21 protein-coding genes and 2 tRNA genes are annotated in these 25,495 nt (G+C 70.6%); 18 read left to right on the top strand and 5 right to left on the bottom strand.

Features of this window, described 5'->3' with window-relative positions; all coding sequences use genetic code 11:
* Positions 1–204: 204 nt before the first annotated feature.
* From IE206_RS21480 to IE206_RS21460, 5 genes are all read left to right on the top strand, one after another.
* Positions 205–1,350 carry a PP2C family protein-serine/threonine phosphatase gene (locus IE206_RS21480; RefSeq protein ID WP_189964411.1) on the top strand — a complete coding sequence of 382 codons (1,146 nt, stop codon included), beginning with the start codon at positions 205–207 and terminating at the stop codon, positions 1,348–1,350.
* Positions 1,351–2,132: 782 nt separating this feature from the next.
* Entirely contained in the window at positions 2,133–2,945 is an 813-nt protein-coding gene (locus IE206_RS21475) for an ABC transporter ATP-binding protein (protein ID WP_189964409.1), read from the top strand.
* A gap of 366 nt (positions 2,946–3,311) precedes the next feature.
* Entirely contained in the window at positions 3,312–5,756 is a 2,445-nt protein-coding gene (locus IE206_RS21470; protein ID WP_189964407.1) for an ABC transporter permease, read from the top strand.
* 29 nt (positions 5,757–5,785) lie between these two features.
* The gene (locus IE206_RS21465) at positions 5,786–6,241 is read left to right on the top strand and encodes an HD domain-containing protein (protein WP_189964405.1); all 456 of its coding nucleotides are present in this window, start codon (positions 5,786–5,788) and stop codon (positions 6,239–6,241) included.
* Positions 6,242–6,400: 159 nt separating this feature from the next.
* On the top strand, positions 6,401–6,595 hold the full coding sequence (locus tag IE206_RS21460) for a hypothetical protein (protein ID WP_053727400.1): 195 nt from the start codon (positions 6,401–6,403) through the stop codon (positions 6,593–6,595).
* 50 nt (positions 6,596–6,645) lie between these two features.
* Here the strand turns inward: IE206_RS21460 and IE206_RS21455 are convergent.
* Positions 6,646–6,716 (bottom strand) — tRNA-Gly (locus IE206_RS21455).
* 332 nt (positions 6,717–7,048) lie between these two features.
* Here IE206_RS21455 and IE206_RS21450 point away from each other — a divergent pair.
* From IE206_RS21450 to clpX, 5 genes are all read left to right on the top strand, one after another.
* Positions 7,049–7,125: transfer RNA gene (locus IE206_RS21450), tRNA-Pro, on the top strand.
* Positions 7,126–7,303: 178 nt separating this feature from the next.
* The gene (tig, locus tag IE206_RS21445; protein ID WP_189964403.1) at positions 7,304–8,698 is read left to right on the top strand and encodes a trigger factor; all 1,395 of its coding nucleotides are present in this window, start codon (positions 7,304–7,306) and stop codon (positions 8,696–8,698) included.
* A gap of 255 nt (positions 8,699–8,953) precedes the next feature.
* Complete coding sequence (locus IE206_RS21440) at positions 8,954–9,562, top strand: ATP-dependent Clp protease proteolytic subunit (RefSeq protein ID WP_189964508.1); 609 nt, start codon at positions 8,954–8,956, stop codon at positions 9,560–9,562.
* A 47-nt stretch (positions 9,563–9,609) separates the two neighbouring features.
* Complete coding sequence (locus IE206_RS21435; protein WP_053727403.1) at positions 9,610–10,299, top strand: ATP-dependent Clp protease proteolytic subunit; 690 nt, start codon at positions 9,610–9,612, stop codon at positions 10,297–10,299.
* 176 nt (positions 10,300–10,475) lie between these two features.
* A complete protein-coding gene (gene clpX / locus IE206_RS21430; protein WP_053727404.1) occupies positions 10,476–11,768 on the top strand; it encodes an ATP-dependent Clp protease ATP-binding subunit ClpX in 1,293 nt (430 codons plus the stop codon).
* A gap of 241 nt (positions 11,769–12,009) precedes the next feature.
* Here the strand turns inward: clpX and IE206_RS21425 are convergent, their stop codons facing one another.
* Positions 12,010–12,969, bottom strand: coding sequence for a hypothetical protein (locus IE206_RS21425; protein WP_189964401.1), 960 nt, complete (start codon positions 12,967–12,969; stop codon positions 12,010–12,012).
* A 137-nt stretch (positions 12,970–13,106) separates the two neighbouring features.
* On the opposite strand from IE206_RS21425, the gene IE206_RS21420 reads away from it, so the two are divergent.
* Positions 13,107–15,731 carry a valine--tRNA ligase gene (locus IE206_RS21420; protein WP_189964399.1) on the top strand — a complete coding sequence of 875 codons (2,625 nt, stop codon included), beginning with the start codon at positions 13,107–13,109 and terminating at the stop codon, positions 15,729–15,731.
* 90 nt (positions 15,732–15,821) lie between these two features.
* Here the strand turns inward: IE206_RS21420 and IE206_RS21415 are convergent, their stop codons facing one another.
* On the bottom strand, positions 15,822–16,388 hold the full coding sequence (locus tag IE206_RS21415; protein WP_189964397.1) for a vitamin K epoxide reductase family protein: 567 nt from the start codon (positions 16,386–16,388) through the stop codon (positions 15,822–15,824).
* A gap of 131 nt (positions 16,389–16,519) precedes the next feature.
* Between IE206_RS21415 and IE206_RS21410 the strand changes: the two genes are divergently transcribed.
* Entirely contained in the window at positions 16,520–17,680 is a 1,161-nt protein-coding gene (locus IE206_RS21410; protein ID WP_189964395.1) for a sensor histidine kinase, read from the top strand.
* Between the two features lie 30 nt (positions 17,681–17,710).
* Here the strand turns inward: IE206_RS21410 and IE206_RS21405 are convergent, their stop codons facing one another.
* On the bottom strand, positions 17,711–18,619 hold the full coding sequence (locus tag IE206_RS21405) for a DMT family transporter (RefSeq protein ID WP_189964393.1): 909 nt from the start codon (positions 18,617–18,619) through the stop codon (positions 17,711–17,713).
* Positions 18,620–18,810: 191 nt separating this feature from the next.
* Positions 18,811–19,818 (bottom strand): rod shape-determining protein, encoded by a 1,008-nt coding sequence (locus IE206_RS21400; RefSeq protein ID WP_189964391.1) that lies wholly within the window; start codon positions 19,816–19,818, stop codon positions 18,811–18,813.
* Positions 19,819–19,919: 101 nt separating this feature from the next.
* Here IE206_RS21400 and folC point away from each other — a divergent pair, with 101 nt between their 5' ends.
* The 6 genes from folC (at position 19,920) to mreD (ending at position 25,477) form a co-directional block, all read left to right on the top strand.
* Complete coding sequence (gene folC, locus IE206_RS21395; protein WP_189964389.1) at positions 19,920–21,425, top strand: bifunctional tetrahydrofolate synthase/dihydrofolate synthase; 1,506 nt, start codon at positions 19,920–19,922, stop codon at positions 21,423–21,425.
* A 4-nt stretch (positions 21,426–21,429) separates the two neighbouring features.
* Positions 21,430–21,780: a DUF4233 domain-containing protein gene (locus IE206_RS21390; protein ID WP_189964384.1), complete on the top strand. Its 351-nt coding sequence runs from the start codon at positions 21,430–21,432 to the stop codon at positions 21,778–21,780.
* Positions 21,781–21,868: 88 nt separating this feature from the next.
* Positions 21,869–22,282 (top strand): nucleoside-diphosphate kinase, encoded by a 414-nt coding sequence (ndk, locus tag IE206_RS21385; RefSeq protein ID WP_189964382.1) that lies wholly within the window; start codon positions 21,869–21,871, stop codon positions 22,280–22,282.
* A 267-nt stretch (positions 22,283–22,549) separates the two neighbouring features.
* Positions 22,550–23,569, top strand: a complete 1,020-nt coding sequence (locus IE206_RS21380) for a rod shape-determining protein (RefSeq protein WP_053727412.1) — start codon at positions 22,550–22,552, stop codon at positions 23,567–23,569.
* A 123-nt stretch (positions 23,570–23,692) separates the two neighbouring features.
* On the top strand, positions 23,693–24,790 hold the full coding sequence (gene mreC, locus IE206_RS21375; protein WP_189964379.1) for a rod shape-determining protein MreC: 1,098 nt from the start codon (positions 23,693–23,695) through the stop codon (positions 24,788–24,790).
* 12 nt (positions 24,791–24,802) lie between these two features.
* Positions 24,803–25,477 carry a rod shape-determining protein MreD gene (mreD, locus tag IE206_RS21370; RefSeq protein WP_189964376.1) on the top strand — a complete coding sequence of 225 codons (675 nt, stop codon included), beginning with the start codon at positions 24,803–24,805 and terminating at the stop codon, positions 25,475–25,477.
* Positions 25,478–25,495 lie beyond the last annotated feature (18 nt).

Raw genomic sequence — 25,495 nt, 5'->3', positions numbered from 1 at the left:
GGCGAGCCGTACGAGACCCGGGGGGGGAACGGATTTTCCTCACACCCCCGCTGGGGGGGGGACCGGCCCGGGGCGCGAGCGCCCGCCGCGCCGTGCCCGGCGGGCCGTACGCCTCCCTGGCTACCGGTTTTCCACCGGGGAGCCCCCTCCGGGCGCCGGGGGCCACCTGCACGGGAAGCCACCGGCTGGATAGGGTCCTCGGCAATGGCACGTGCGATGAGAGCGGACTCGTTCACCGCCCGGTGGCGCAAGGCGCTGCACCGGGTCCGCAACGCCGTGCGCAGATCCGGCGTCGACTACTTCCGCGGCGACGGCTCCGACTGGATCGCCCTGGCCGGCCTGCTCCTCACCGTCCCCGCCATCGCCTGCGCCACCCTCTTCGCCCCGGTCTGGTGCGCCCCCTCCGCCCTGGTCCTGCCGATCGTGGCGGGCGGGCTCCTGCTGCGGCCCGCCAACCTCCTCGCCCTGTACGCGGCCGCCGCGGCCGCGCTGATCGTGGAGTCGGTACGGCTCGGCCCGTACACGGCGGGGCCGTCGCGGGTCACCCCGGGCACGGTCCTCGTGGTGGCCGCCTGCGGGCTCTTCGGGCTGCTCATCGCCCAGTTCCGGGCCCGCGTCGGCGTGCCGTGGCGGCGCGGCGGCACCATGCTCTTCGACCTGCGCGAACGCATCCGGGTCCAGAGCGCACTGCCCCACCTGCCCAAGGGCTGGCACCGCGAGATGGCGCTGCGTCCCGCGGGCGGCCAGTCGTTCTCCGGCGACTTCGTGGTCGCGGCCCGCACCGGCGGCGGACGCACCCTGGAGGTCGTCCTCACCGACGTCTCCGGCAAGGGCATGGACGCGGGCTCCCGCGCCCTGCTGCTCTCCGGCGCGTTCGGCGGCCTCCTCGGCTCGCTGCCCCCGCACGCCTTCCTGCCGGCGGCCAACGGCTACCTGCTGCGCCAGGACTGGGACGAGGGCTTCGCCACCGCCATCCACCTGGTCCTGGACCTCGACTCCGGCGACTACGAACTCCTCTCCGCGGGCCACCCCCCGGCCATCCAGCTCCACGCCGGCTCGGGCCGCTGGCACGAACAGGCCGCCGAAGGCCCCCTGCTCGGCGTGTACGACGGCGCCGAGTTCCACCCCTCGAAGGGCTCGCTGGCCCCCGGCGACGTCCTGATGCTCTTCACGGACGGCCTGGTCGAGACCTCCGAACGCGACATCGGCGAAGGCATCGACCGCCTGACGGGCGAGGCCGACCGGTACGTGTCGACGGGCTTCGACGGGGCGGCGTGGCACCTGATCGAGGCGGTGGCGAAGGACGTCAACGACGACAGGGCGCTGCTGCTGATCCGACGAGAGGCGTGAGGGGGCTCCGGCTTTCCTTTCCCACCCGCCCGCCCGTTCCGCCCGCTCGGGAGCGGGAGGGACCTGTGGGCGGTTGGGGTGCGTTGGCGTCCGCGGGCTGTGGGTGGGCCCGGCCCGGCCTGCGGCCGGAGGGCGCTTCCCCACCCGCCCGCCCGTTCCGCCTGCTTGAGAGAGGGCTGGGGACCAGTGGATGAATCCGGTTCGTCGGCGGCCGCGGGCGGGGGGGGTGTCGCATCGGGCCGGGATGGCGGGTGGGGTGTCTGCGGCCGGGCGGCAGACGTTGGGGGCGCGGAACCGCGAGGCTGGCCACGGATGGCCCGCGGGCTGCACTGCGTCGGGCGTTGTGGGTCGCAGCCCGAGGTAGGCGCCATTGGCTCTGCCAGGGGCGCGGGAACTGCGCGACTGGCCACAGACGACCCGGAGGCCAATGTACGTCGGGGGCCCGGGCCGCAGTCCCGAGGGAGTCGGTATCAGCCCGGCCAGGGGCGCGGGGAACTGCGCAAAGCCCCCGACGGGCCCGCGGCCGAACCCGTACCGCCCCCCCCGAATCCGCCCGCAGCACGTCACAGGCGGAGCCCGCCCGCAGCATGCCCGAGCCGGGCTCGGAGGAGTGGGAGGTCCGGGCAGAGCCCAGCAGGGCATCCCTCAGCCCCCCCGCCGGGGGTGGGGTCAACCCCACCCTTGATCCACCGGCGGCCGCCATGGTTCGCACCCCTCCCTGATCCGTACGTTCGAAGGGTCGGCGTGAGTGCGTCGGCCAGGACGAGCGGAAGGCAAGGGCCATGGCATTGCGACGGGCCAAGAACACATGGCGGACGACCGCGGACGCGGCACCCGCCCACGACTGGGCCGTCGAACTTCGCGGGGTCCGTCGGCAGTACGGCCGCGGCGCCTCCGCCGTACACGCCCTGCGCGGCATCGACCTCACCCTGCCCCGGGGCAGCTTCACCGCGGTGATGGGGCCGTCCGGCTCCGGCAAGTCCACGTTCCTGCAGTGCGCGGCGGGCCTGGACCGGCCCACCGACGGCTCGGTCCGGCTCGGCGGCACCGAGATCACCGGCATGAGCGAGAACAAGCTCACCGAGCTGCGCCGCTCTCGCCTCGGCTTCGTCTTCCAGGCCTTCAACCTGCTGCCCTCGCTCACGGTCGAGCAGAACGTCGTGCTGCCCATGCGGCTCGCCGGGGACCGCCCCGACCGGCGCCGCGCGGCCGAACTCCTGGGCCAGGTGGGCCTCGCCGGCAAGGGCGACCGTCGCCCCGGCGAGCTCTCCGGCGGCCAGCAGCAGCGCGTGGCGATCGCCCGGGCCCTGGTCACAAGCCCCGACGTGATCTTCGCCGACGAGCCGACCGGAGCCCTGGACACCACCACCGCGGCCGAGATCCTGGCCCTCCTCCGCAACGCGGTGGACTCCCTGCGGGCGACGGTGGTGATGGTCACCCACGACCCGGCGGCCGCCGCCTACGCCGACCAGGTCCTGTTCCTGGCCGACGGCGCGATAGCCGACGCCCTCCCGAGCGCGTCGTCGTCCCAGATCGCAGCGAGGATGACAGCCCTGACAACAGCGAGGCACCCGTTGGCAGGGGTGGCGGCGTAAGCGCTCCGCGGGAATGGGGTGCTTCGTCCTCGGCCTGGGTGGCTGGTCGCGTAGTTCCCCTCGGACCGGTGGGGGCTGGTCGCGCAGTTCCCCGCGCCCCTGCAGGGTCGCGTGCAGCGCAGCACACACAGCCAAGCCCGCTTGAGCCGAACCCGCCCCGCCACACAGCGCGACCGCCCCGTTCGAACGGGCGGGCGGGTGGGGAAGCGCCAGCCGGCCGCGGGCCGGTGCCCCACCCACCGGCCCGCCGCCGCCAACGCACCCGCACCCGCACCCCCACCAGTCCCTCCCCTTCCCGAGGGAGCGGAACGGGTGGGCGGGTGGGAAGACCCCGCATCCCCGACCCAGCCCCCGCAGGAGCCCCGCATGCACCCCCCCAACCGCCTGGCCCGCGCAGCGATCCGGTTCAAACCCTCCGCCTTCGCCGGTACCTTCGTCGCCCTCCTCATGGCCTCGATGATCGTCTCCGCCTGCGGCCTCCTGCTCGCAACGGGCATCACCGCCTCCGTCCCGCCCCAGCGCTACGCCGCCGCCCCCGTCGTGGCCGCCGCCGACCAGAGCTTCCACTACACGACCGGCTCCGGCGAGGACCGCGACACCCAGTCCGTCGCCTACCCGGACCGGGCCCGCCTCGACGACTCCCTGGTCGCGAAGGCCGCCTCGGCCCCCGGCGCCGCCCAAGCCGTCGCCGACCTCGCCCTGCCCGTACGTACCGACAACAACACCCCCGCCACCGCCCACAACTGGGCCTCCACCGCCTTCACCGGTACGAAGCCGGCCACCGGCACGGCCCCGGGCCCCGGGGAGGCGGTCACCACGACCGGCACCGTGGGGGAGCGGATCACCCTCGACACCCCCGGTGGCAAGCGGGAGTTCAGGATCTCCGGCACCGCGGGCGCCCCCGGCAGCAACGAAATCTGGCTTGCCGACGCCGACGCCCGCGCCCTGTCCGGCCACCCCGGCAAGGTCGACGCGATCGCCGTACTCCCCAAGCCCGGCACCCCCACCGCCACCCTCGCCGCCCAGGTGAAGCAGGCCCTCGGCGGCCAGGCCCAGGTGCGTACCGGCGACGACCGGGCCGCCGTCGAGGACAGCGGCCTCGCCAAGGCGAAGGAGATGCTCACCGGCCTCGGCGGCTCGTTCGGCGGCGTCGCCGCGATGGTCGCCGTGTTCACCGCCGCAGGCACCGTCGCCCTCTCCGTCGGCCAGCGCCGCCGCGAGTACGCCCTGCTGCGCGCGATCGGCGCCACCCCGCGCCAGATCCGCCGCACCATCGCCACCGAAGCCCTCCTGGTCGCCCCGCTCGCCGGAGTGCTCGGCTGCCTGCCCGGCGTCGCGCTCGCCACCTGGTGGTTCGGCCAGCTCCGCGACAAGGGCGCCGTCCCGGACGCAGTCGACCTCGCGATCACCCCGCTCCCGCTGCTCATCGCCGCCGCCACCACCGTCCTGACCGCCCTGTGCGCCGGAGCGGCCGCCGCCCGCCGCCCCTCGAAGATCAAGCCCGGCCAGGCGCTGGCCGAATCCGTCGCCGAACGCCTGCGCCCCGGCTGGATCCGTACGCCGCTCGGCATCGCCTCCCTCGTCGGCGGCTGCGTGTTCGCCGGGGTCGCGGCCTCCGAGACCGGCGAGAACGCGGCCAACGCGGCCCTCGGCGTCGTCATGCTCTTCATGCTCGCCGTCGCCCTGCTCGGCCCGCTGGTCGCCCGCGCCTGCGCCGCCGTCTTCGGCCTCCCGCTGCGCGCGGCGGGCGCCCCCGGCTCGCTGGCCGCCGCCAACTCCCGTACGAACGCCCGCAGGCTGGCCTCCGCGATCACGCCCATCGTCCTCGCGATGGCCTTCTCGTCCGTGCTTGTCTTCATGCACACCAGCGAGGAGAGGGCGACCGAGGACCAGCAGCGGGCGGGCATCACCGCGAACCAGGTCGTCACCGCCCCCGCGGGCCTCCCCTCCGGCGCGGTCGCCCGCGCCGCGGCCACCCCCGGCGTCGACACCGCGGTCGGCCTCACCCGCACCGCCGTCCTGATCCCGAAAGCAGGCGCCGGCTCCACCCCGCGCGACGCCTCCGCCCAGGGCGTCACCGGCACCGGAACCGACCTCGCCAAGGTCCAGGACCTGGGCATACGCACCGGATCCCTGGCCTCCCTCGCCCCCGGCACGGCCGCGATCGACGCCTCCCTCGCCGACGCGGCCGGCGTACGCACCGGAGACCGCCTCCCGCTGCTGCTCCCCGACGGCACCAAGGCCGCCCCGAAGATCATCGCCACGTACGACCGGGGCCTGGGCCTTGCCCAAGTCACCTTCCCCCAGGCCGACGTGAGGTCCCACCTGACCTCTCCGACCCCCACCACCCTGCTCACCCGGGCCACCCCCGCCGCGGCCACCTCCCTCGCCGCCTTCGGCCACGTCACCGACGCCGCCGGCTATGCCACCGCGCAGAGCCTGGACCGGGAGGTCAACGCCTGGGCCAACACCGTCATGGCCGCGGTCCTCGGCGGATTCGCCGCCGTCGCCGCCGTCAACACCCTGGTGATGACCGTCTTCGACCGCCGCCGTGAACTCGGCACCCTGCGTCTCATCGGCACCACCCGCCGCCAGGTCCTCAAGATGATCCGCTGGGAGGCCCTCCTGGTGGTCGCGGCGGGCGTCGTCATCGGCAGCGCGATCGCCCTGGCCACCCTGGTCCCGATGATGAACGGCCTGACCGGCCGCGCCCCCTACATACCGCCGCTCCTGTACGGCTCGTTCGCGGGCGGCATCCTGGTCCTCGGGCTCGCGGCGACCGCCCTTCCGGCGCGGGCGGCACTGAAGTGAGCCGCACCCGGGCCCGTACAGTCGAAGCCATGTCCCACGCGAAGCCGATGATGACGCTCGGCGAGGTCGAGACCCTCGCACGGGCCGCCCACGAGGGCCAGACCGACAAGGCGGGCCGCCCCTACGCCGAACACCTGGCGGCGGTCGCCGAGGGCGTACGGGCCCGGGGCGGCACCGAGGACCAGATCAAGGCGGCCTGGCTGCACGACGCGATCGAGGACGACGCGCTGTCGGTCCAGTGGCTGGAATCCGCCCAACTCCCGCAATCTGTCAAGGAGTTGGTGCTCGCCATGACCAAGCGCCCGGGCGAGACGCTGGAGTCCTACACGCGGCGCATCCTTACCACCGAGGGCGCGCTCCTGATCAAGGAGTCCGACCTGGCGCACAACGCCGACCCGGCCCGCCTGGCGGTCCTCGACGAGCCGACCCGCACGCGTCTGAAGGCCAAGTACACCGAGGTACGCCGCCTGCTCGGCCTCGCGTGACCCCTGGAGCCCGGCTCGCGGTTGGCCTGATCCTTACCTTGGCGATCCGTCACCCGGCAGCAACCACAGGGGTGTTGGTGGCACGATAGTCATCGCGGGGGTGTGCGCGGCATGCTCCCGGGCCGGCAAGGCGGACCGACCAAGGGTGTGTGATCAGTTGTGGCCATTTCACTGTCAGTGGTGCTGCTGTTGGCGGTCGTCCTCGTGGTGCTCATCCGCGGCGGCTCCATCAAGGCCGGGCCGGCCATCGTCGCGATACTTTTCGGCTTCTTCCTGGCCTCGACGGGCATGGCCCCCTCGATCCAGCGATTCCTGAACTCGATAGCGGACACGATCAACCAGATCAAGTTCTGACCACGCCGAAGGGCCCGGCAGCCGAGCTGCCGGGCCCTTCGGGACTCAAGAGCGGGCGACGGGAATCGAACCCGCGTAGCTAGTTTGGAAGACTAGGGCTCTACCATTGAGCTACGCCCGCAAGCATCGCGCCGCAGGTCATCGCGACCGCGGCACGTAGAGCATCGTAGCGGGTCGCGCCCCGGACGCGCACACCGCCTTCTCCGGCGCGTGCTCCCGCGAAACGATTCCGGCCACACCCGAGCCGCACCCGCGCAACGATCCGGACCGCGCCGCCCGCACATTCCGGGTCACCCGTACCCGCGCATCCCGGTTACCCGTGCCCGCGCATTCCCGGCCACCCGCGCCCGCGCGATCCCGCCAGGCCGCGCCCCCCGAACGATCCGCACCGCACCGGCCGAACAAAGGGGCCGACGCACTCCCCGCGGCCATGTACCCTACGTGTCGCACCGACGGGGTGTGGCGCAGCTTGGTAGCGCGTCCGCTTTGGGAGCGGAAGGCCGTGGGTTCAAATCCCGCCACCCCGACCAGCGTCACCGATGTCCGATCTCCACGGACAAGATCACATTGTGGGTGGCATCCCGCTTGCGGTTACTATGCAAGCTGCGTGCCCGTGTGTCTGATGAATGATGTACCGGGCCCCATCCGCCAGGGACCGTCGGTCTTAGGCAGAACCCCCAAAGAAGTCAGCCACAAGGAGACCGAACCGTGAAGAGCGCCGTGGAGACCCTGAACCCGACCCGGGTTCGGCTCACTGTCGAGGTGCCCTTCGAGGAGCTCAAGGACAGCCTCGACGCGGCGTACAAGAAGATCAACCAGCAGGTCACGGTCAAGGGCTTCCGTAAGGGCAAGATCCCGGCCCGAGTGATCGACCAGCGGTTCGGTCGTGGCGCCGTGCTCGAAGAGGCCGTCAATGACGCCCTTCCGAAGTTCTACACCGAGGCGATCAACGAGGCGGAGCTGAACCCGCTGGGTCAGCCCGAGGTCGACATCACCGAGCTGAAGGACGGCGAGACGCTGAACTTCACCGCCGAGGTCGACATCCGCCCGACCATCGAGATCCCGGACTACTCCGGCATCGAGGTCACCGTGGACGCCGTCGAGGTCAGCGACGAGGACGTCGAGAAGTCCGTGGAGCAGCTCCGCGAGCGCTTCGCCTCGACCTCCCCCGTCGAGCGTGCCGCCGAGGACGGCGACGTCGTGACGATCGACCTGCAGGCCAAGGTCGACGGCGAGGTCCTGGAGGACGGCGTGGCCGAGGGTGTCTCGTACACCATCGGTTCCGGCGAGCTCCTCGAGGGCATCGACGACGCCGTGAAGGGCCTGGAGGCCGGTGGCGAGGCCACCTTCACCTCCGAGCTCAAGGGCGGCTCGGCCGAGGGCAAGGAGGCCGAGGTCACCGTCAAGGTCACCCAGGTCGCCGCCCGTGAACTGCCCGCCCTGGACGACGACTTCGCGCAGCTCGCGTCGGAGTTCGACACCCTGGACGAGCTCAAGGCCGACAGCCGCAAGCGCCTTGAGAACATGAAGCAGTACGACCAGGCCACCCAGGCCCAGGAGCGCGTCCTGGACGAGCTCCTGAAGCTGGCCGAGGTCCCGATCCCCGAGAAGCTCCTCGCGGACGAGATCCAGACCCGCAAGCACAACCTCGAGCACCACCAGCTCGGCCAGATGGGCATCGACCTCGCCAAGTACCTGGAGATCCAGGGCAAGACCGAGGAAGAGTTCACCGCCGAGACCGAGGAGCAGGCGGTCAAGGGCATCAAGACGCAGTTCATCCTGGACGAGCTCGTCAACAAGGAGAAGCTGAACGTCAACCAGGAGGAGCTCACCGAGCACCTCATGCGGCGTGCGGCCTCCTCCGGCATGAGCCCGGACCAGTTCGCCCAGGCCGTCGTCGAGGGCGGCCAGGTGCCGATGCTCGTCGGCGAGGTCGCCCGCGGCAAGGCGCTGGCCGTGGTCGTCGAGGCCGCCAAGGTCACCGACACCAACGGTGAGGTCGTCGACCTCGAGGACGACGAGGACGAGGTCGCCGAGGCCGTCGTCGCCGCCGCCGAGGGCGAGCCGGTCGAGGCCGCCGCCGAGGAGAAGACCGAGGCCTGAGCCTCTGCCCGACCCATCGGGAAGGGCCCGTACGCAGCCGCGTACGGGCCCTTCTTCGTGCGTAATTCCGCTTCAACCACCTTGCGCTCCGAGCGAACAGTTCGGGAACCGGGATGGCGTTGTCCCACCTGCGCGTTAGGGTCCATGAATACGAGGGTGGTGGAGTCTGGCGAGCCGGAGTCCGCGCCCCCGGAACGAAGACGCTGAGACGGCCGAAGCCGTCAGAGACGAGCAGGTGGATACGTGACGAATCTGATGCCTTACGCCGCCGGTGAGCCGTCCCTCGGTGGTGGCCTCGGCGACCAGGTCTACAGCCGACTGCTCAACGACCGCATCATCTTCCTCGGCCAGCAGGTCGACGACGAGATCGCCAACAAGATCACTGCCCAGATGCTCCTCCTGGCCGCTGCCGACCAGGACAAGGACATCTACCTGTACATCAACAGCCCCGGCGGCTCGGTGACGGCCGGCATGGCGGTCTACGACACCATGCAGTACATCCAGAACGACGTCGTCACCATCGGCATGGGCATGGCCGCCTCGATGGGCCAGTTCCTGCTGACCGGCGGCACCGCGGGCAAGCGCTTCGCGCTCCCCAACACCGACATCCTGATGCACCAGGGCTCCGCCGGCATCGGTGGCACCGCCTCCGACATCAAGATCCAGGCCGAGTACCTGATCCGTACGAAGAAGCGCATGGCGGAGATCACTGCCGCGCACTCCGGCCAGACCGTCGAGACGATCATCCGCGACGGCGACCGCGACCGCTGGTACACGGCGGAGGAGGCCAAGGACTACGGCCTCATCGACGAGATCATCTCCGCTGCCTCGGGCGTTCCGGGCGGCGGCGGCACCGGGGCCTGAGCCCCGACCCGCACCGCATCGACCCCGCCCACTTGAACGCCACCAGGATGGTGAACACCCCAATGAGCAACTTCTCCGGCCCCTCGGCCAACGCGAGCGGCCTCTACACCGGCCCGCAGGTCGACAACCGCTACATCGTGCCGCGCTTCGTCGAGCGCACCTCGCAGGGCGTGCGCGAGTACGACCCGTACGCGAAGCTCTTCGAGGAGCGCGTGATCTTCCTCGGCGTGCAGATCGACGACGCGTCCGCCAACGATGTGATGGCGCAGCTCCTGTGCCTGGAGTCGATGGACCCGGACCGTGACATCTCGATCTACATCAACAGCCCGGGCGGTTCCTTCACCGCCCTCACGGCGATCTACGACACGATGCAGTTCGTGAAGCCCGACATCCAGACGGTCTGCATGGGCCAGGCGGCCTCCGCCGCCGCCGTCCTGCTCGCCGCCGGCACGCCGGGCAAGCGCATGGCGCTGCCGAACGCCCGCGTCCTGATCCACCAGCCCTCGGGCGGCACCGGCCGTGAGCAGCTCTCCGACCTGGAGATCGCGGCCAACGAGATCCTCCGGATGCGTTCGCAGCTGGAGGAGATGCTGGCCAAGCACTCGACGACGCCGATCGAGAAGATCCGCGACGACATCGAGCGCGACAAGATCCTCACGGCCGAGGACGCGCTGGCCTACGGTCTCGTCGACCAGATCGTTTCGACCCGCAAGACGACGACCTCCGCGGCGGCCTGAGCCGCTTCGGTGACCTTGGCGCGGTCCACGTCGAAGTGAACCGCGCCAAGGGGGGCCCGAACGAGGGGCTCGGCAAGGTACCGTCGGTAGGGGGTCTGGGGGTGTCCCCCCGGAACACGCAGTAGGCACCAGGAGGCGGCGCACATGGCGTCTCCCAGGCGAAGGGGAAGCACCTCGTGGCACGCATCGGTGACGGCGGCGACCTGCTCAAGTGCTCGTTCTGCGGAAAGAGCCAGAAGCAGGTGAAGAAGCTCATCGCAGGCCCCGGGGTGTACATCTGCGACGAGTGCATCGACCTCTGCAACGAGATCATCGAGGAGGAGCTCGCCGAGTCCTCCGAGGTGCGGTGGGAGGAACTCCCCAAGCCGCGCGAGATCTACGAGTTCCTCGAGGGCTACGTCGTGGGCCAGGAGCCGGCCAAGAAGGCCCTCTCGGTCGCGGTGTACAACCACTACAAGCGCGTCCAGGCCGGCGAGAACGGCGGCGCCCAGGGCCGTGACGACGCGATCGAGCTCGCCAAGTCCAACATCCTGCTCCTCGGCCCGACGGGCTCCGGCAAGACGCTCCTCGCCCAGACCCTCGCCCGGATGCTCAACGTCCCCTTCGCCATCGCCGACGCCACGGCGCTCACGGAGGCCGGCTACGTCGGCGAGGACGTCGAGAACATCCTCCTCAAGCTGATCCAGGCCGCCGACTACGACGTCAAGAAGGCCGAGACCGGGATCATCTACATCGACGAGATCGACAAGGTCGCCCGCAAGAGCGAGAACCCGTCGATCACGCGCGACGTCAGCGGCGAAGGCGTCCAGCAGGCCCTGCTGAAGATCCTGGAGGGCACCACCGCCTCCGTCCCGCCGCAGGGCGGCCGCAAGCACCCCCACCAGGAATTCATCCAGATCGACACGACGAACGTCCTGTTCATCGTGGGCGGCGCCTTCGCGGGCCTGGAGAAGATCATCGAGTCCCGGGCCGGCGCCAAGGGCATCGGCTTCGGCGCGACGATCCGCTCCAAGCGGGAGATCGAGGCCAGCGACCAGTTCCAGGAGGTCATGCCGGAGGACCTGGTGAAGTTCGGGATGATCCCCGAGTTCATCGGCCGCCTGCCCGTCCTGACCTCGGTCCACAACCTCGACCGCGAAGCCCTTCTCCAGATCCTGGTCGAGCCGCGCAACGCGCTGGTCAAGCAGTACCAGCGCCTCTTCGAACTCGACGGCGTGGAGCTGGACTTCGACCGCCCGGCCCTGGAGGCCATCGCCGACCAGGCCATCCTGCGCGGCACCGGCGCGCGCGGCCTGCGCGCCATCATGGAGGAGGTCCTCCAGTCGGTGATGTACGAGGTCCCGTCCCGCAAGGACGTCGCCCGCGTCGTCATCACCGCGGACGTGGTCCGCAACAACGTGAACCCGACGCTGGTCCCGCGCGAGCCGCGCATCGTCAAGAACGACGGGCGGCACGAGAAGAGCGCGTAGCGCTGCGCTGGCTCAGGCATGACAAAGGGGCGCCCGGTCAACTTCCTTGACCGGGCGCCCCTGCTATAGGGCATGACATTCGAATAGTCGTGAGGCGTAGTAGGCCGATTCCTCCTGGGGAGGGCCGCGCGCAGCGATGCCCTCGCTCCGAGAGAGCCGTGCGGTGATGAATGCAGAGGGGCGCCCAGCCGGTCTGCCGGCAGGACGCCCCTCTTATTCGATCCTTGTGCTACGCGTTGGGCTACTTCTTGACGCGTGCGGTGTTGTAAAGCTTGGCGGCGAGTTCGGCGACCTTGTCCGTAGGCATGGTCGTACCACCTGTGCCCATCATCTGCTGGACATCGATGGCCTCCACGATGCCGACGGTGCTGTAGTCGGCCCAGATGCAGATCGGAATCTCCGCGGATGTGGGGCCCTTGCCCGTGCCGCTGGTGTCGGTCACCTTGGCGTTCTGGCACTTCATGAGGGCGCCGCTGAAGCCGGAGGGCTTCACCGCCGTGGGGCTGCCGACCAGCTCCATCTTCGTCTTGTCGTCCGACGACCCGCTGGCCTTGTCCTCGTCGCTGCCCTTCTGCATCTTCTGGAAGGTGGCGTCGAGGGTTTTCGCCGGGTCGCTGATGTCGCCGTAGACGCCGTTGAACATCAGCATCTTCGCGGCCATCGGGTTGCTGGAGTCGCCGGACTTGTAGCTGCCGGAGGTCGAGCTGGGGTCCTTGACGCCCATCGCCTCGGTCGATGCTTTGTCCTTGCCCGTCAGGGGCTTGCCGTCGGTCGACTTGGACTTGGAGGTGTCCTTCTTGTAGTCGCCCACCTCGGCCGGGGCCACCAGCTTGTACCCCTTCGTGCTCGCCGACACGTCGCTGTTGCTCGCGCCGCCCTTCGTCAGGAACCACACGCCGCCGCCGATCACTGCGACCGCCACGACGACGGCCGTGACGATCAGGCCCGTCTTCTTCTTCGGCGGGGCCGGGGGCATGGGCTGCATCGGGGCGCCGTACGGGGGCTGCTGGCCGTAAGGCGGCTGCTGCTGCGGGTAGCCGTACGGCTGCTGCGGCGGCACGCCCTGCGGGGCCTGCTGCGGGTAGCCGTAGCCGGGCTGCTGCGGACCGGGCTGCCCGTAAGGCTGCTGCGGAGGCTGCTGGCCGTACGGGCCGGGCTGCTGGGGCTGGCCGCCGTACGGGCCCGGCTGGTTGTAGCTCATTGCTGGGTTCCCCCTAGGGATGCTTATCCGATCCGAACATCCTGGCCGACGGGCCGATGACGTGGTGCATCGGGGGGCCTACCGTTACGAAAGATTCCCGTTTCGGCACGGGCCCGTGACACCCCTAAACTGACCCCGTGACCGAGAACACTCAGCAGCAGAATCCAGCGCCCACCACCGAACTGCCGACCCAGTACGCGCCGGCCGAGGTAGAGGGGAAGCTGTACGAGCGCTGGGTAGAGCGCGGTTACTTCACCGCCGACGCCGGGTCCGACAAGGACCCGTACACCATCGTCATTCCGCCGCCGAACGTCACGGGCGCGCTGCACCTCGGGCACGCCTTCCAGGTCACGCTCATGGACGCCCTCACCCGCCGCAAGCGGATGCAGGGGTACGAGACGCTGTGGCTGCCCGGCATGGACCACGCGGGCATCGCCACCCAGAACAAGGTCGAGCAGCAGCTCGCCGAGGAGGGCAAGTCCCGGCACGATCTGGGGCGCGAGGCGTTCACAGAGCGCGTGTGGCAGTGGAAGGGTGAGTACGGCGGCCGGATCCTGGGCCAGCTCAAGCGCCTGGGTGCCGGGCTCGACTGGACCCGTGAGCGGTTCACCATGGACGAGGGTCTTTCCAAGGCCGTCCAGACCATCTTCAAGAACCTGTACGACGACGAGCTGATCTACCGCGCCGAGCGCATCATCAACTGGTGCCCGCGCTGTCTGACCGCCATCTCGGACATCGAGGTCGAGTACCAGGACGACCCGGGCGAGCTCGTCTCGCTCAAGTACGGGGAAGGGGACGACGCCCTCGTCGTCGCCACCACCCGCGCGGAGACGATGCTGGGTGACACCGCGATCGCCGTCCACCCGGACGACGAGCGCTACCAGCACCTCATCGGCAGGCTCATCAAGCTGCCGCTGACCAACCGCTCCATCCCGGTCGTCGCGGACACCCACGTCGACCCCGAGTTCGGCACCGGCTGCGTCAAGGTGACCCCGGCGCACGACCCGAACGACTTCGCCATCGGGCAGCGGCACGGCCTTGAGTCGATCACGGTGATGGACGAGCGCGGTGTCATCACCGTTCCCGGCCCGTTCCAGGGGCTCGACCGCTACGAGGCCCGTTCGGCGATCGTCGGCGCGCTCAAGGAGCAGGGCCGCGTCGTCGCCGAGAAGCGCCCGTACATGCACTCCGTCGGGCACTGCTCGCGCTGCAAGACGACCGTCGAGCCGCGCCTGTCGATGCAGTGGTGGGTCAAGGTCGGCCCGCTCGCGCAGGCTGCCGGTGACGCCGTCCGCGACGGCCGGGTCAAGATCCACCCCGAGGACATGTCGAAGCGGTACTTCGACTGGGTCGACAACATGCACGACTGGTGCATCTCGCGCCAGCTGTGGTGGGGTCACCGCATCCCGATCTGGTACGGCCCGGAGGGTCAGGTCGTGTGCGTCGGGCCCGACGACGAGATTCCGACCGGCGAGGGCTGGCACCAGGACCCCGACGTCCTGGACACCTGGTTCTCGTCCGGCCTGTGGCCGTTCTCCACGCTCGGCTGGCCGGAGAAGACCGCCGACCTGGAGAAGTTCTACTCGACCGACGTCCTGCTCACCGGTCACGACATCATCTTCTTCTGGGTCGCCCGGATGATGATGTTCGGCCTGTACGCGATGGACGGCGAAGTCCCGTTCAAGACGGTCGCGTTGACCGGTCTCGTCCGCGACGAGTTCGGCAAGAAGATGTCGAAGTCCAACCCGAACGCGGTCGACCCGATCGACTGGATGGACGCGTACGGCTCGGACGCCGTCCGCTTCACCCTGGCCAAGGGCGCCAACCCGGGCGCGGACGTGCCGATCGGCGAGGACTGGGTCCAGGCGTCCCGCAACTTCGCCAACAAGATCTGGAACGCGACCCGCTTCGCGCTCATGAACGGCGCCACGGTCGAGGGTGAACTCCCGCCCGTGGAGCAGCTGTCGGCGGTCGACCGCTGGATCCTGTCCCGGCTGAACAAGACCGTGGCCGAGGTCGACGCGTACTACGAGGACTACCAGTTCGCGAAGCTCAGCGAGTCGCTGTACCACTTCGCGTGGGACGAGGTCTTCGACTGGTACGTCGAGCTGTCGAAGACCACGTTCTTCGCGGGCGGCGAGCAGGCCAAGGTCTCCGGCCGGGTCCTCGGTGAGGTCCTCGACGTGATGCTGCGGGTCCTGCACCCGATCGTCCCGTTCGTCACCGACACCCTGTGGACGACGCTGACCGGCGGCGAGTCCCTCGTCGTGGCCGACTGGCCCAAGGACAGTGGCTTCCGCGACGACGCCGCCGAGCGCGAGATCGAGCTGGTCCAGCAGGTCGTCACCGAGGTCCGCCGGTTCCGTTCCGACCAGGGCCTCCAGCCCGGCCAGAAGGTTCCGGCCGAGCTCACCCTGACCGGCACCGCGCTGGCCCCGCACGAGGCGGCCATCCGTCAGCTGCTCCGGCTCCAGCCGGCCGGCGAGGGCTTCCACGCCACCGCCTCGCTGCCGGTCGCGGGCGCCACGGTCGCGCTGGACCTGTCCGGCACGATCGACGTCGAGGCCGAGCGCAAGCGCCTGACCAAGGACCTCGGGGCGGCCGAGAAGGAGAAGGCGGACGCCAACAAGAAGCTCGGCAACGGGGCCTTCCTCGCGAAGGCCCCGGACAACGTGGTCGACAAGATCCGTACGCGCCTGACCAAGGCCGAGGCCGACATCGAGCGCATCACCAACCAGATCGCCGCCCTGCCCAAGGGCTGATCCGGACGCCCATACGGACATACGCACATGAGGAAGGCCCCCAGGAATCGACCTGGGGGCCTTCCTCATGCGTACGGAAGGACAAGGCGGTCAGAACAGGCGGTCGCCGAGCTCCGCCCACACCAGCGCCGCCACCACCGCGTACATCGCCAGCGGCACCAGCCAGTGCGGCGCCACCCGGCGCACCCACGAATGGGGCCCCGCCACGTGACGGGTGACGTACCAGAACAGAGGGATCATCACCGCCCACACCAGCAGGCACCACGGGCACAGCGCCCCGATGACGTACAGGCACTGGCTGATCAGCCACACGGTGAAGGCGAAGCCCGCCGTGACGCCGGCCCAGATGCCGAGCCACAGCCACCGCGGGAACTCCGCGCCCGCGAGCAGGGCCAGGCCCAGGGCCGCCAGGGCCGCGAACGTACCGACGCCGAGCAGCATGTTGGGGAAGCCGAGCAGGTTGCTCTGCCAGGTGTCCATCACGTCGCCGCAGCTCAGGACCGCGTTGATGTTGCAGCCGGGGGAGAAGGCCGGGTTCTGAAGGGTGTGGATGCGGTCGGCGGTCAGGACGGCCGAGGCGAGGGGGCCGAGCAGTCCGCCGATCAGCAGGAGCAGGGCGGGGCCGCGCGCCGGACGGCGGAAGGAGAGGGCAGGCATGGGAGCAACGCTAGGGATCCATGGGGCCACCGGGGCAGGGCCGAACGGCCAGGGGCCGCGTGCGACATATCACTAAATTTGGGCCGTTCGGCTTAGGCGTTCGGGTCCAAAGACCTTGGATGATGGAGGGCATGCACACGCCGCCCTCCTCCTCCGCGCCGCAGCGCGCGCTGGCGGCGGCGCGTGCCGCGAGCGCGCGCTGGGTGGGCGAGGAGCGCGCCCTGGACGTGCTGATCGCGCTGAGCTGCTTCGGCCTGATGGTCCTGGACGTGCCGGGCCTGGCCAAGGCCGACAACTCCCTCAGCAGCTACACCGCGCCGCCCGTCCTCGCCCTCGGCGCGGCGACCCTGCTCTTCCGGCGCCGCTGGCCGTGGTTGCCGTATCTGGTCTCGCTGGTATTCCTGGGCTGGCTGCACCAGCTGAACCTGGTGCAGTTCGCGCTGTATTCGCTCGGCCGCTTCCGGGGGCGGCGCGCGGGCATCATCGCCACGTGCGGGTACATCGCGGTGGCGTACGCCCTGTTCAACCTGCCGGGCTGGCCCGACACCCGGGGCGAGACGCTGAGTTCGTTCCTGGCGATCGTGGTGCCGGTGGGGGTGCTCGCCTCGGGCGTCGGCATCTCGGCCTACCGCCACGACCTCGTACGCGAGCTGGAGGCCCAGCGTGCCGAGCACGCGGCCCTGCAGGCCGTGCAGGTCGAGCGGGTCTCGGTGGCCCGGGACGTGCACGACATGGTGGGCCGGGAGCTGACGATGCTCGCGGTGCGTTCCGAGGTGCTCGCGATGCGGGCCAGGAACGAGCCGCACCACAAGGACTTCGAGGAGCTCGCCGACACCGCGCGCCGGGCCCATCTCATGCTGAACGAGATCATCGTGCGGCGCGCGGACGAGCGCACGGCCACGCCCGGCATCGACGGCCTGCACGCGCTCGCCGAGGAGAGCCGGAGCGCGGGCACCCCGGTCGGCCTGGACATCGAGCCGGCCGCGCACCGGGTGTCCCCGCTGCGCCAGGCGGCGGTCTACCGGGTGGTCCAGGAGTGCCTGACGAACTCGGTCAAGCACGCCCAGGGCGAGCCGGTCGCGGTGACGATCCGGCTCGCGGCGGGGGACCTGGTCGTGACGGTCCAGAACCCGCTGCCCCGCGCGGTACCGGTGAAGGCCCCGGTCTCCACGGGGACCGGGACCTTCTCGATGCGGGAGCGGGTGGAGAGCATGGGTGGCTCGCTCGCCACGACCCGTACGGACACGACCTATGAGGTGCGGGCGACGCTTCCGGCCGGGGCGGTCGGCTGACGCTTCCGGCCGGGGTGCGGGCACGGGCGCTCAGGCCGCCGCCCCGGCCGTCGAGGGCAGCTGGATCAGCGAGTGGATGTCGACGGGCAGCCGCTGCGGGACCGGGAGCCGGGCGGGGGCGTTCTGGGTGCCGTCCGTCGTCAGCAGGGTGAGCCCGCCCATCACGACCGCGCCGCAGGCCAGCGCGAGCAGCGTGCCCGTGGTCCCGTACCGGAAGCTCTCGCCGAACAGGGCGAGGCCGACGGCGGCGGCGATCACCGGGTTGGCCACCGTGACCACGGCCAGCGGGGTGGCGAGGCCGGCGCCTCGGTAGGCGGCCTGCGAGACCAGGGTGCCCGCCGTGGCGAGGACCGCGATCACGGCCAGGCTCGGCAGCTGCTCGACGACGGATCCGCTCGCCCAGTCGACCGCCACCAGCTTGGTGAACACCGAGCCCATGCCGAAGGCGATCCCGGCCGCCGTGGCGAGCAGCACGCTGCGCAGGACGGGGCGTCCGGCGGTGCGGGCGGCCATCATCAGGGCGCCGATCACGACGAAGGTGGTGAGGGCGACCGCGATGCGCTGGGCGCCGCCGAGCGAGGAGGAGTCGGCGCTGCCGGTCAGCGAGAGCAGCCCGGCCAGGCCCACCGTCGCCATGACCGCCCCGCGCCAGGCGGCGGCGCCGGCCCGGCGGCGTACGAACAGCGCGGCCATCGGCAGGGCGAAGACGATGGTGAGCGCGCCGAGCGGCTGGACCAGGCTGAGCGGGCCGCAGGCCAGGGCCACCACGTGGAGCAGCGCGCCCAGGCCGTTGAGCCCGATCGCGATCACCCAGCGGGCCCGGCGCGCGGCCGCGCTCCCGGCGGTCGCCTCCGCGACCCGCTCCTGCATGATCGCGCCGCCCGCGTACGCCACGGCGGAGACGAGGGAGAGCAGGACGGACAGTGCGAGTGCACTCATCGGGGGCTCCTTCCGGGGCGGCGTTCGGTGCGCGGTGGTGAGACCGACGAGAACACTGTACGACTCTGCGAACAGTGTGCGCAAGGGCGTACGGCGTACTGGAGGTGTCTTCGGGCCTGCACCGGGTGGACGGACTCGGGAACGACGACGGGCCGGGACCCCTGGGGGGATCCCGGCCCGAAGCGGCGCCCCTACGCGCCGACCAGCAGCTTCTGGAGCTGGTCGAAGTCCTCCACACACTTGCCCGAGCCGAGCGCCACGCAGTCCAGCGGGTTGTCCGCCACGAACACCGGGATGCCGGTCGCCGACGCGAGGCGCAGATCCAGGCCCGGAAGGAGCGCACCGCCACCGGTCAGCACGATGCCGTGCTCCATCACGTCGCCGGACAGCTCCGGCGGGCACTCCTCCAGGGTCACCCGCACCGCCGCGATGATCGACTCGACCGGCTCGTCGAGCGCGGCCCGCACCTCGCGCGCGGTGAGCCGGAGCGTCTTGGGCAGGCCGCCCACCTTCTCGCGGCCCCGGACCGCGAAGGTCAGCTCCTCCAGCTCCTCATTGCCCGGCACCGGCCAGGCCGACCCGATCGCGCACTTGACGTCCTCGGCGGTGCGCTCGCCTATGAGGAGCGAGTGCTCCTTGCGTACGTAGTCGGTGATCGCGGTGTCCAGGCGGTCGCCGCCCACCCGAAGGGACTGCGCGGTCACGATGCCGCCGAGCGAGATCACGGCGACCTCGGTGGTGCCGCCGCCGATGTCCACCACCATCGAGCCGCGCGGCTCGGCCACCGGGAGCCCGGCCCCGATCGCCGCCGCCATCGGCTCCTCGATGAGGTGCACGGCCTTCGCGCCGGACCGCTGCGCGGCGTGCACGATCGCGCGCCGCTCCACCGGCGTCACCCCGCTCGGCACGCACACCACCATGCGGGTGCGCGGGCGGCGTCCCGGCACCGCCTTCTTCACGAAGTGGCGGATCATTTCCTCCGCCGCCTCGTAGTCGCTGATCACGCCGTCCCGCAGCGGCCGGATCGCGGTGATCGAACCGGGCGTGCGGCCGATGGTCTCCTTGGCCTCCGTGCCGACGGCGAGCGCCGTGCGGCCGCCCTCCTTCATCGCCACCACGGACGGCTCGTTGAGCACGATGCCCTGCCCCCTGGCGTACAGCAGGGTGTTGGCGGTCCCGAGGTCGATCCCTATGTCCATGATCGCCAAGTTTGCCCGGAGAGTCTGCGGGACCCGGGGGTCGAACGTCCCGAAAGGGGCGGGTCCAAGGTCCTGTCGGTGCCCCTCCGTAGACTGGTCCCGTGACCGAGCAGCCCGACCGCAGTGAAGCCGATGACTTCGACGGAATCGTCGAAGCCGAAACCGATCGAGACCCCGACCTGGCGGTGATCGAGGCCGGCAGCCGCACCCTGCGCACCCACGGCGGCGTGCCCCAGGGCGAGGCCGTGCCCGCCCGCCCCGCCGACCCCGAGGTGGACGCGGCGCTGCGCGCGGTCGAGACCGAGCTCGCGGGCCGCTGGGGCGAGACCAAGCTGGAGCCGTCCGTCCGCCGCATCGCCGCCCTCATGGACGTCCTCGGAGAGCCGCAGCGCGCCTACCCGACGATCCACATCACCGGCACCAACGGCAAGACCTCCACCGCCCGCATGATCGAGGCCCTGCTCGGCGCCTTCGAGCTGCGCACCGGCCGCTACACCTCGCCGCACGTCCAGTCGATCACCGAGCGGATCAGCCTGGACGGCCTGCCGATCCCCGCCGAGCGCTTCATCGAGACGTATGAGGACATCAAGCCGTACGTCGAGATGGTGGACGCCAAGGAGGAGTTCCGGCTCTCCTTCTTCGAGGTCCTCACCGGCATGGCGTACGCGGCCTTCGCGGACGCCCCGGTGGACGTGGCGGTCGTCGAGGTCGGTATGGGCGGCACGTGGGACGCCACGAACGTCATCGACGCGGGCGTCGCCGTCGTCACCCCCATAGACCTCGACCACACCGACCGGCTCGGCAACACGCCCGCCGAGATCGCCGTGGAGAAGTCCGGCATCATCAAGCAGGGCGCGACCGTGATCCTGGCCCAGCAGCCGGTCGACGCGGCGCAGGTCATGCTGAAGAAGGCCGTCGAGACGGACGCCACCGTGGCCCGCGAGGGCATGGAGTTCGGCATCGTCGGCCGCGAAGTCGCCGTCGGCGGCCAGCTCCTGACGCTGCGGGGCCTCGGCGGCGAGTACGAGGAGGTCTTCCTCCCGCTGTACGGAGCCCACCAGGCGCACAACGCGGCGGTGGCGCTCGCCGCGGTCGAGGCGTTCTTCGGCGTCGGCTCGCAGCAGGCCGGCCCGCTCGACATCGACACCGTCCGCAAGGCGTTCGCCTCCGTCGTCTCGCCGGGCCGCCTGGAGGTCGTGCGCCGCTCGCCGACCATCGTCCTGGACGCCGCGCACAACCCGGCCGGCGCCCGCGCCACCGCGGACGGCCTGACCGAGGCGTTCGGCTTCTCGCGTCTGATCGGCGTGGTCGCCGCCAGCGCCGACAAGGACGTGAAGGGCCTGCTCGAAGCGTTCGAGCCGGTCTTCGCCGAGATCGTCGTCACCACCAACGCCTCCGGCCGCTCCATGGACGTGGACGAGTTGGCGGCGCTCGCCGTCGAGGTGTTCGGCGACGAGCGGGTCGTGGTCGAGCCCCGTCTGGACGACGCCATCGAGGCCGCCATCACCCTGGCCGAGGAGGAGGACGAGTACGCGGGCGCGGGCGTCCTCGTCACCGGCTCCGTGTTCACGGTCGGCGACGCCCGGCTGCTGCTGAAGAGGGGCTGAGCCGATGCGTACGCTCTGCGCGTCCACCCTGATCGGTGAATTCTTCGTCATCGCCTTCGCGGGCCTGGTCGCCATGAAGGACCCGGACCTCGCCGCCACCACCGTGTGGACGGTGTGCGGCATCGGCATGCTGCTTTCGGTGCTGCTCTGCGGGACGCTGGGCCGGCGCGGCGGGGTCGAGCTCGGCTGGGCGCTCCAGATCGCGCTGATCGCGAGCGGTTTCGCCGTCCCGCTGATGTTCTTCATGGGCGCCCTCTTCGCGGCGCTGTGGTGGGCCTCGGTCCACTACGGCCGCAAGATCGACGAGGCGAAGGCCAGGTTCGCGGCCCAGGCCGAGGCCCAGCCTCAGGCCTAGCGGGCGGGCGGCGGGACCGGGTGACAGCACTTCAGCTACACCCGGTAATCTCGGCGGACCGCACACGTTTGCCAAGGAGCCGTACACCATGACGCAGCGCACCCTCGTCCTCCTCAAGCCGGACGCCGTCCGCCGCTCGCTGGTCGGCGAGATCATCGGCCGCATCGAGCGCAAGGCCGGCTGGCAGATCACCGCTCTTGAACTGCGCACCCTGGATCAGGACACGCTGGAGCAGCACTACGGCGAGCACAAGGGCAAGCCTTTCTACGAGCCGCTCGTGGCGTTCATGGCCTCGGGCCCGGTCGTCGCCCTGGTGGTCGAGGGTGAGCGCGTCATCGAGGGCGTACGCCAGTTGGCGGGTCCCACCGACCCGATCGCGGCGGCCCCCGGTTCGATCCGTGGCGACTTCGGGACCATCGTCCGGGAGAACCTCATCCACGCCTCGGACTCCGAGGAGTCCGCGGAGCGAGAACTGAAGATCTTCTTCCCGGGCCGCGGCTGAGCATTTCCTGACGCAATGTCAGCCATATAGCGCTCATGACCTGGGGCGACCGAAGGAATTTCGGTCGCCCCCCGGCATATGCGGGGCGACTTCGGGAACGCATCGCCCCGACAAGACGTCACCAATACTGAGGTGGACCAACGCGCCGTGTCCGTGCAGGCCGGACTACGATGGAGCCTCGCGCTCAACGCACCCACCTCGCCGACCTGAGAAGCCGTCAACGCTCGATTAGGGAAGGCCGGACGCATCCTCATGGGGAGCAACAAAATGTCGTTCATCGGCCGTGACATGGCTGTCGACCTCGGGACCGCCAACACGCTGGTGTACGTCAGGGGCCGCGGAATCGTCCTGAACGAGCCGTCCGTCGTCGCCATCAACACCAACACCGGCGGGATCCTCGCGGTCGGCGCCGAGGCCAAGAAGATGATCGGCCGTACGCCGGGCAACATCGTTGCCGTACGGCCGCTGAAGGACGGCGTGATCGCCGACTTCGAGATCACCGAGCGGATGCTCCGCTACTTCATCCTGAAGATCCACAAGCGTCGGTACCTGGCCCGCCCGCGCGTCGTGGTCTGCGTGCCCTCGGGCATCACGGGAGTCGAGCGCCGCGCCGTCATCGAAGCGTCCACCCAGGCCGGCGCCCGTCAGGTGCACATCATCGAGGAGCCGATGGCCGCGGCCATCGGCTCGGGCCTGCCCGTCCACGAGGCCACCGGCAACATGGTCGTCGACATCGGCGGCGGCACCACCGAGGTCGCCGTGATCTCGCTCGGCGGCATCGTCACCGCGCAGTCCATCCGGGTCGCGGGCGACGAGCTCGACAACGCGATCATCCAGCACATCAAGAAGGAGTACTCCCTCCTCCTCGGCGAGCGGACCGCGGAACAGATCAAGATCACGATCGGTTCGGCGTACGACCTCGACAAGGACGAGCACACCGAGATCCGCGGCCGCGACCTCGTCTCCGGCCTGCCGAAGACCGTCGTGATCTCCGCCGCCGAGGTGCGCAAGGCGATCGAGGAGCCCGTCAACGCCATCGTCGACGCCGTGAAGACGACCCTCGACAAGTGCCCGCCGGAGCTCTCCGGCGACATCATGGACCGCGGCATCGTCCTCACCGGCGGCGGCGCCCTGCTGCGCGGCCTGGACGAGAGACTGCGCCGCGAGACGGGCATGCCGATCCACATCGCCGAGGACCCGCTCGACTCGGTGGCCCTGGGCTCCGGCAAGTGCGTCGAGGAGTTCGAGGCGCTCCAGCAGGTGCTCGACGCGCAGCCCCGCAGGTAGCCCCTGGGGCCTGCTGTCCGCCGTACGGGTCACTGCCAACTCGTACGGCGGATCGTTGATATACAGATCGAAGAGATCTTGTAGATCACCCACATTCCTACGAGGAAGGCACGGCCGCCGCACGTGAGGGACACACGAGAGAGCCGGCTGCTCCTGGTGCTGCTGATCGCCGTAGCGTTCGCGCTGATCACGGTCGATATCAGAGGCGGGGCGAATTCACCGGTGGACGGCGCCCGGCAGGCCGCCGCCGCGGTCTTCGGGCCGGTGGAGAACGGGGTCGCGGCAGCCGTGGACCCGGTCGGCAACGCGATCGGCGCGGTACGCGACTCGGGCAAGCGCCACGACAAGATTTCCACCCTGCAGGCCGAGAACGAGGCGCTCAAGCAGAAGCTCGGCAGTGACGCCCGCAACCGCAGCCGCCTGAACCAGCTCGACTCGATGCTGAAGACCGCGGGGGAGGGCCAGTACGGCATCAAGGCCGCCCAGGTCGTCGCCATAGGAGCGGCCCAGGGCTTCTCCTGGACGGTCACCATCGACGCCGGGTCCAACGACGGCATCAAGCGCGACATGACGGTGCTCAACGGCGACGGCCTGGTCGGCCGGGTCACCACCGTCGGCCCCTCCACCGCGACCGTACTGCTCGCCAACGACCCCGACTTCACCGTCGGCACCCGGATGGAGAACAGCGACGAGCTGGGCTTCGCCACCGGCCACGGCGACCGGCCGCTTTCGGTGCAGCTGCTCAACGGCAAGGCCAAGGTCAACCCCGGCGACCGCCTGGTGACCTTCGGTTCGCAGGCCGACAAGCCGTTCGTGCCGGGCGTCCCGGTCGGTGAGGTCGTCCGGGTCGACCCCTCGGGCGGCGCCCTCACGCGCACCATCTACGTACGCCCCTTCGTCGGCTTCACCAAGCTCGACATCGTCGGCGTCGTCGTCCAGGCCCCGCGCACCGACCCGCGCGACGAGGTGCTGCCCGCCAAGCCCAAGCCGACGCCGACCCCCACGGTCACCGTCACGGCCACCCCGTCCCCCAACGGCCAGGGCAACACCAACATCGCCGACCAGAACGCGAACCCCGACGGCAACCCCGTTCCGAACGGGATCCCGAACCCTCCGGCGGCCAACGCGAACCCCCCGGCCGCGAACGCCAATCCGAATCCGCCCAATCCCCATCCGAACGGTGATCCCAACGGCAATGCCAGTGCCGACGGCGACCAGTAGGAGCTGATCCAGATGCGTTTCAACAGGGTCATCCTCTCCGCCGCCCTGATCGTCGTCGCCCTCGTCATCCAGGTGAGCGTCCTCGCCCGCCTCCAACTCCCGGGCGCCGTACCGGACTTGATGCTCCTCACCGTCCTCGGTCTGGCCCTGGTCTACGGCCACCTCGGCGGGGCCTTCGTCGGATTCGGTGCCGGTCTGCTCGCCGACCTCGCCCCGCCCGCCGACCACGCGGCCGGGCGCTACGCACTCGTGCTCTGTGTGATCGGCTACCTCGCGGGCCTGGCCAAGCCCGACCACGGGCGGCTGCGCACGGCGGCCGGGCCGATGCTGGTGGTGGTCGGCGCGGCCATCGGCTCGACGCTGCTCTACGCGCTGGTCGGCGCACTCGTCGGGGACGGCGCGGCCCGCCATGTCGGCCTGCCCAGCCTGTTGTTCACGGCCGCCGTGTACGACCTGCTGCTCGCGCCCTTCGTCGTGCCGCTGATCATGGCGATCGCCCGGCGCGCGGAGAACGACCCGCTCGTCGAGACCACCGCCAACGGCAGCCCCAGGAGCGACATCACCTCCGGCTGGCTCTCCGGCGGCACCGGCCTGCGCATCGGCGGCCAGCGCGGCGGCCTGCGGGTCAAGGCGGCGAAGAACAGAGCGGCCCGCGCGGGCCGGATCAAGGGCGTCAAGCGACTGTGAACCAGGGGGTCACCGCGG

Origin of the sequence: Streptomyces violascens, from assembly GCF_014649955.1 — a bacterium.
Lineage (GTDB): Bacteria > Actinomycetota > Actinomycetes > Streptomycetales > Streptomycetaceae > Streptomyces > Streptomyces violascens.
This window is presented reverse-complemented; position numbering and strand designations above follow the sequence as displayed.

What these genes read in the sequence shown, in the direction of transcription:
- IE206_RS21465 (WP_189964405.1), top strand. Translation starts at nt 5,786, where the DNA reads ATGTCCCACGCGAAGCCGATGATGACGCTCGGCGAGGTCGAGACCCTC.
- mreD (WP_189964376.1), top strand. Translation starts at nt 24,803, where the DNA reads ATGCGTTTCAACAGGGTCATCCTCTCCGCCGCCCTGATCGTCGTCGCC.
- IE206_RS21415 (WP_189964397.1), bottom strand. Translation starts at nt 16,388, where the DNA reads ATGCCTGCCCTCTCCTTCCGCCGTCCGGCGCGCGGCCCCGCCCTGCTC.
- IE206_RS21410 (WP_189964395.1), top strand. Translation starts at nt 16,520, where the DNA reads ATGCACACGCCGCCCTCCTCCTCCGCGCCGCAGCGCGCGCTGGCGGCG.
- IE206_RS21425 (WP_189964401.1), bottom strand. Translation starts at nt 12,969, where the DNA reads ATGAGCTACAACCAGCCGGGCCCGTACGGCGGCCAGCCCCAGCAGCCC.
- IE206_RS21405 (WP_189964393.1), bottom strand. Translation starts at nt 18,619, where the DNA reads ATGAGTGCACTCGCACTGTCCGTCCTGCTCTCCCTCGTCTCCGCCGTG.
- IE206_RS21390 (WP_189964384.1), top strand. Translation starts at nt 21,430, where the DNA reads ATGCGTACGCTCTGCGCGTCCACCCTGATCGGTGAATTCTTCGTCATC.
- ndk (WP_189964382.1), top strand. Translation starts at nt 21,869, where the DNA reads ATGACGCAGCGCACCCTCGTCCTCCTCAAGCCGGACGCCGTCCGCCGC.
- IE206_RS21440 (WP_189964508.1), top strand. Translation starts at nt 8,954, where the DNA reads ATGCCTTACGCCGCCGGTGAGCCGTCCCTCGGTGGTGGCCTCGGCGAC.
- IE206_RS21400 (WP_189964391.1), bottom strand. Translation starts at nt 19,818, where the DNA reads ATGGACATAGGGATCGACCTCGGGACCGCCAACACCCTGCTGTACGCC.
- IE206_RS21475 (WP_189964409.1), top strand. Translation starts at nt 2,133, where the DNA reads ATGGCATTGCGACGGGCCAAGAACACATGGCGGACGACCGCGGACGCG.
- IE206_RS21470 (WP_189964407.1), top strand. Translation starts at nt 3,312, where the DNA reads ATGCACCCCCCCAACCGCCTGGCCCGCGCAGCGATCCGGTTCAAACCC.
- IE206_RS21380 (WP_053727412.1), top strand. Translation starts at nt 22,550, where the DNA reads ATGTCGTTCATCGGCCGTGACATGGCTGTCGACCTCGGGACCGCCAAC.
- IE206_RS21435 (WP_053727403.1), top strand. Translation starts at nt 9,610, where the DNA reads ATGGTGAACACCCCAATGAGCAACTTCTCCGGCCCCTCGGCCAACGCG.
- IE206_RS21480 (WP_189964411.1), top strand. Translation starts at nt 205, where the DNA reads ATGGCACGTGCGATGAGAGCGGACTCGTTCACCGCCCGGTGGCGCAAG.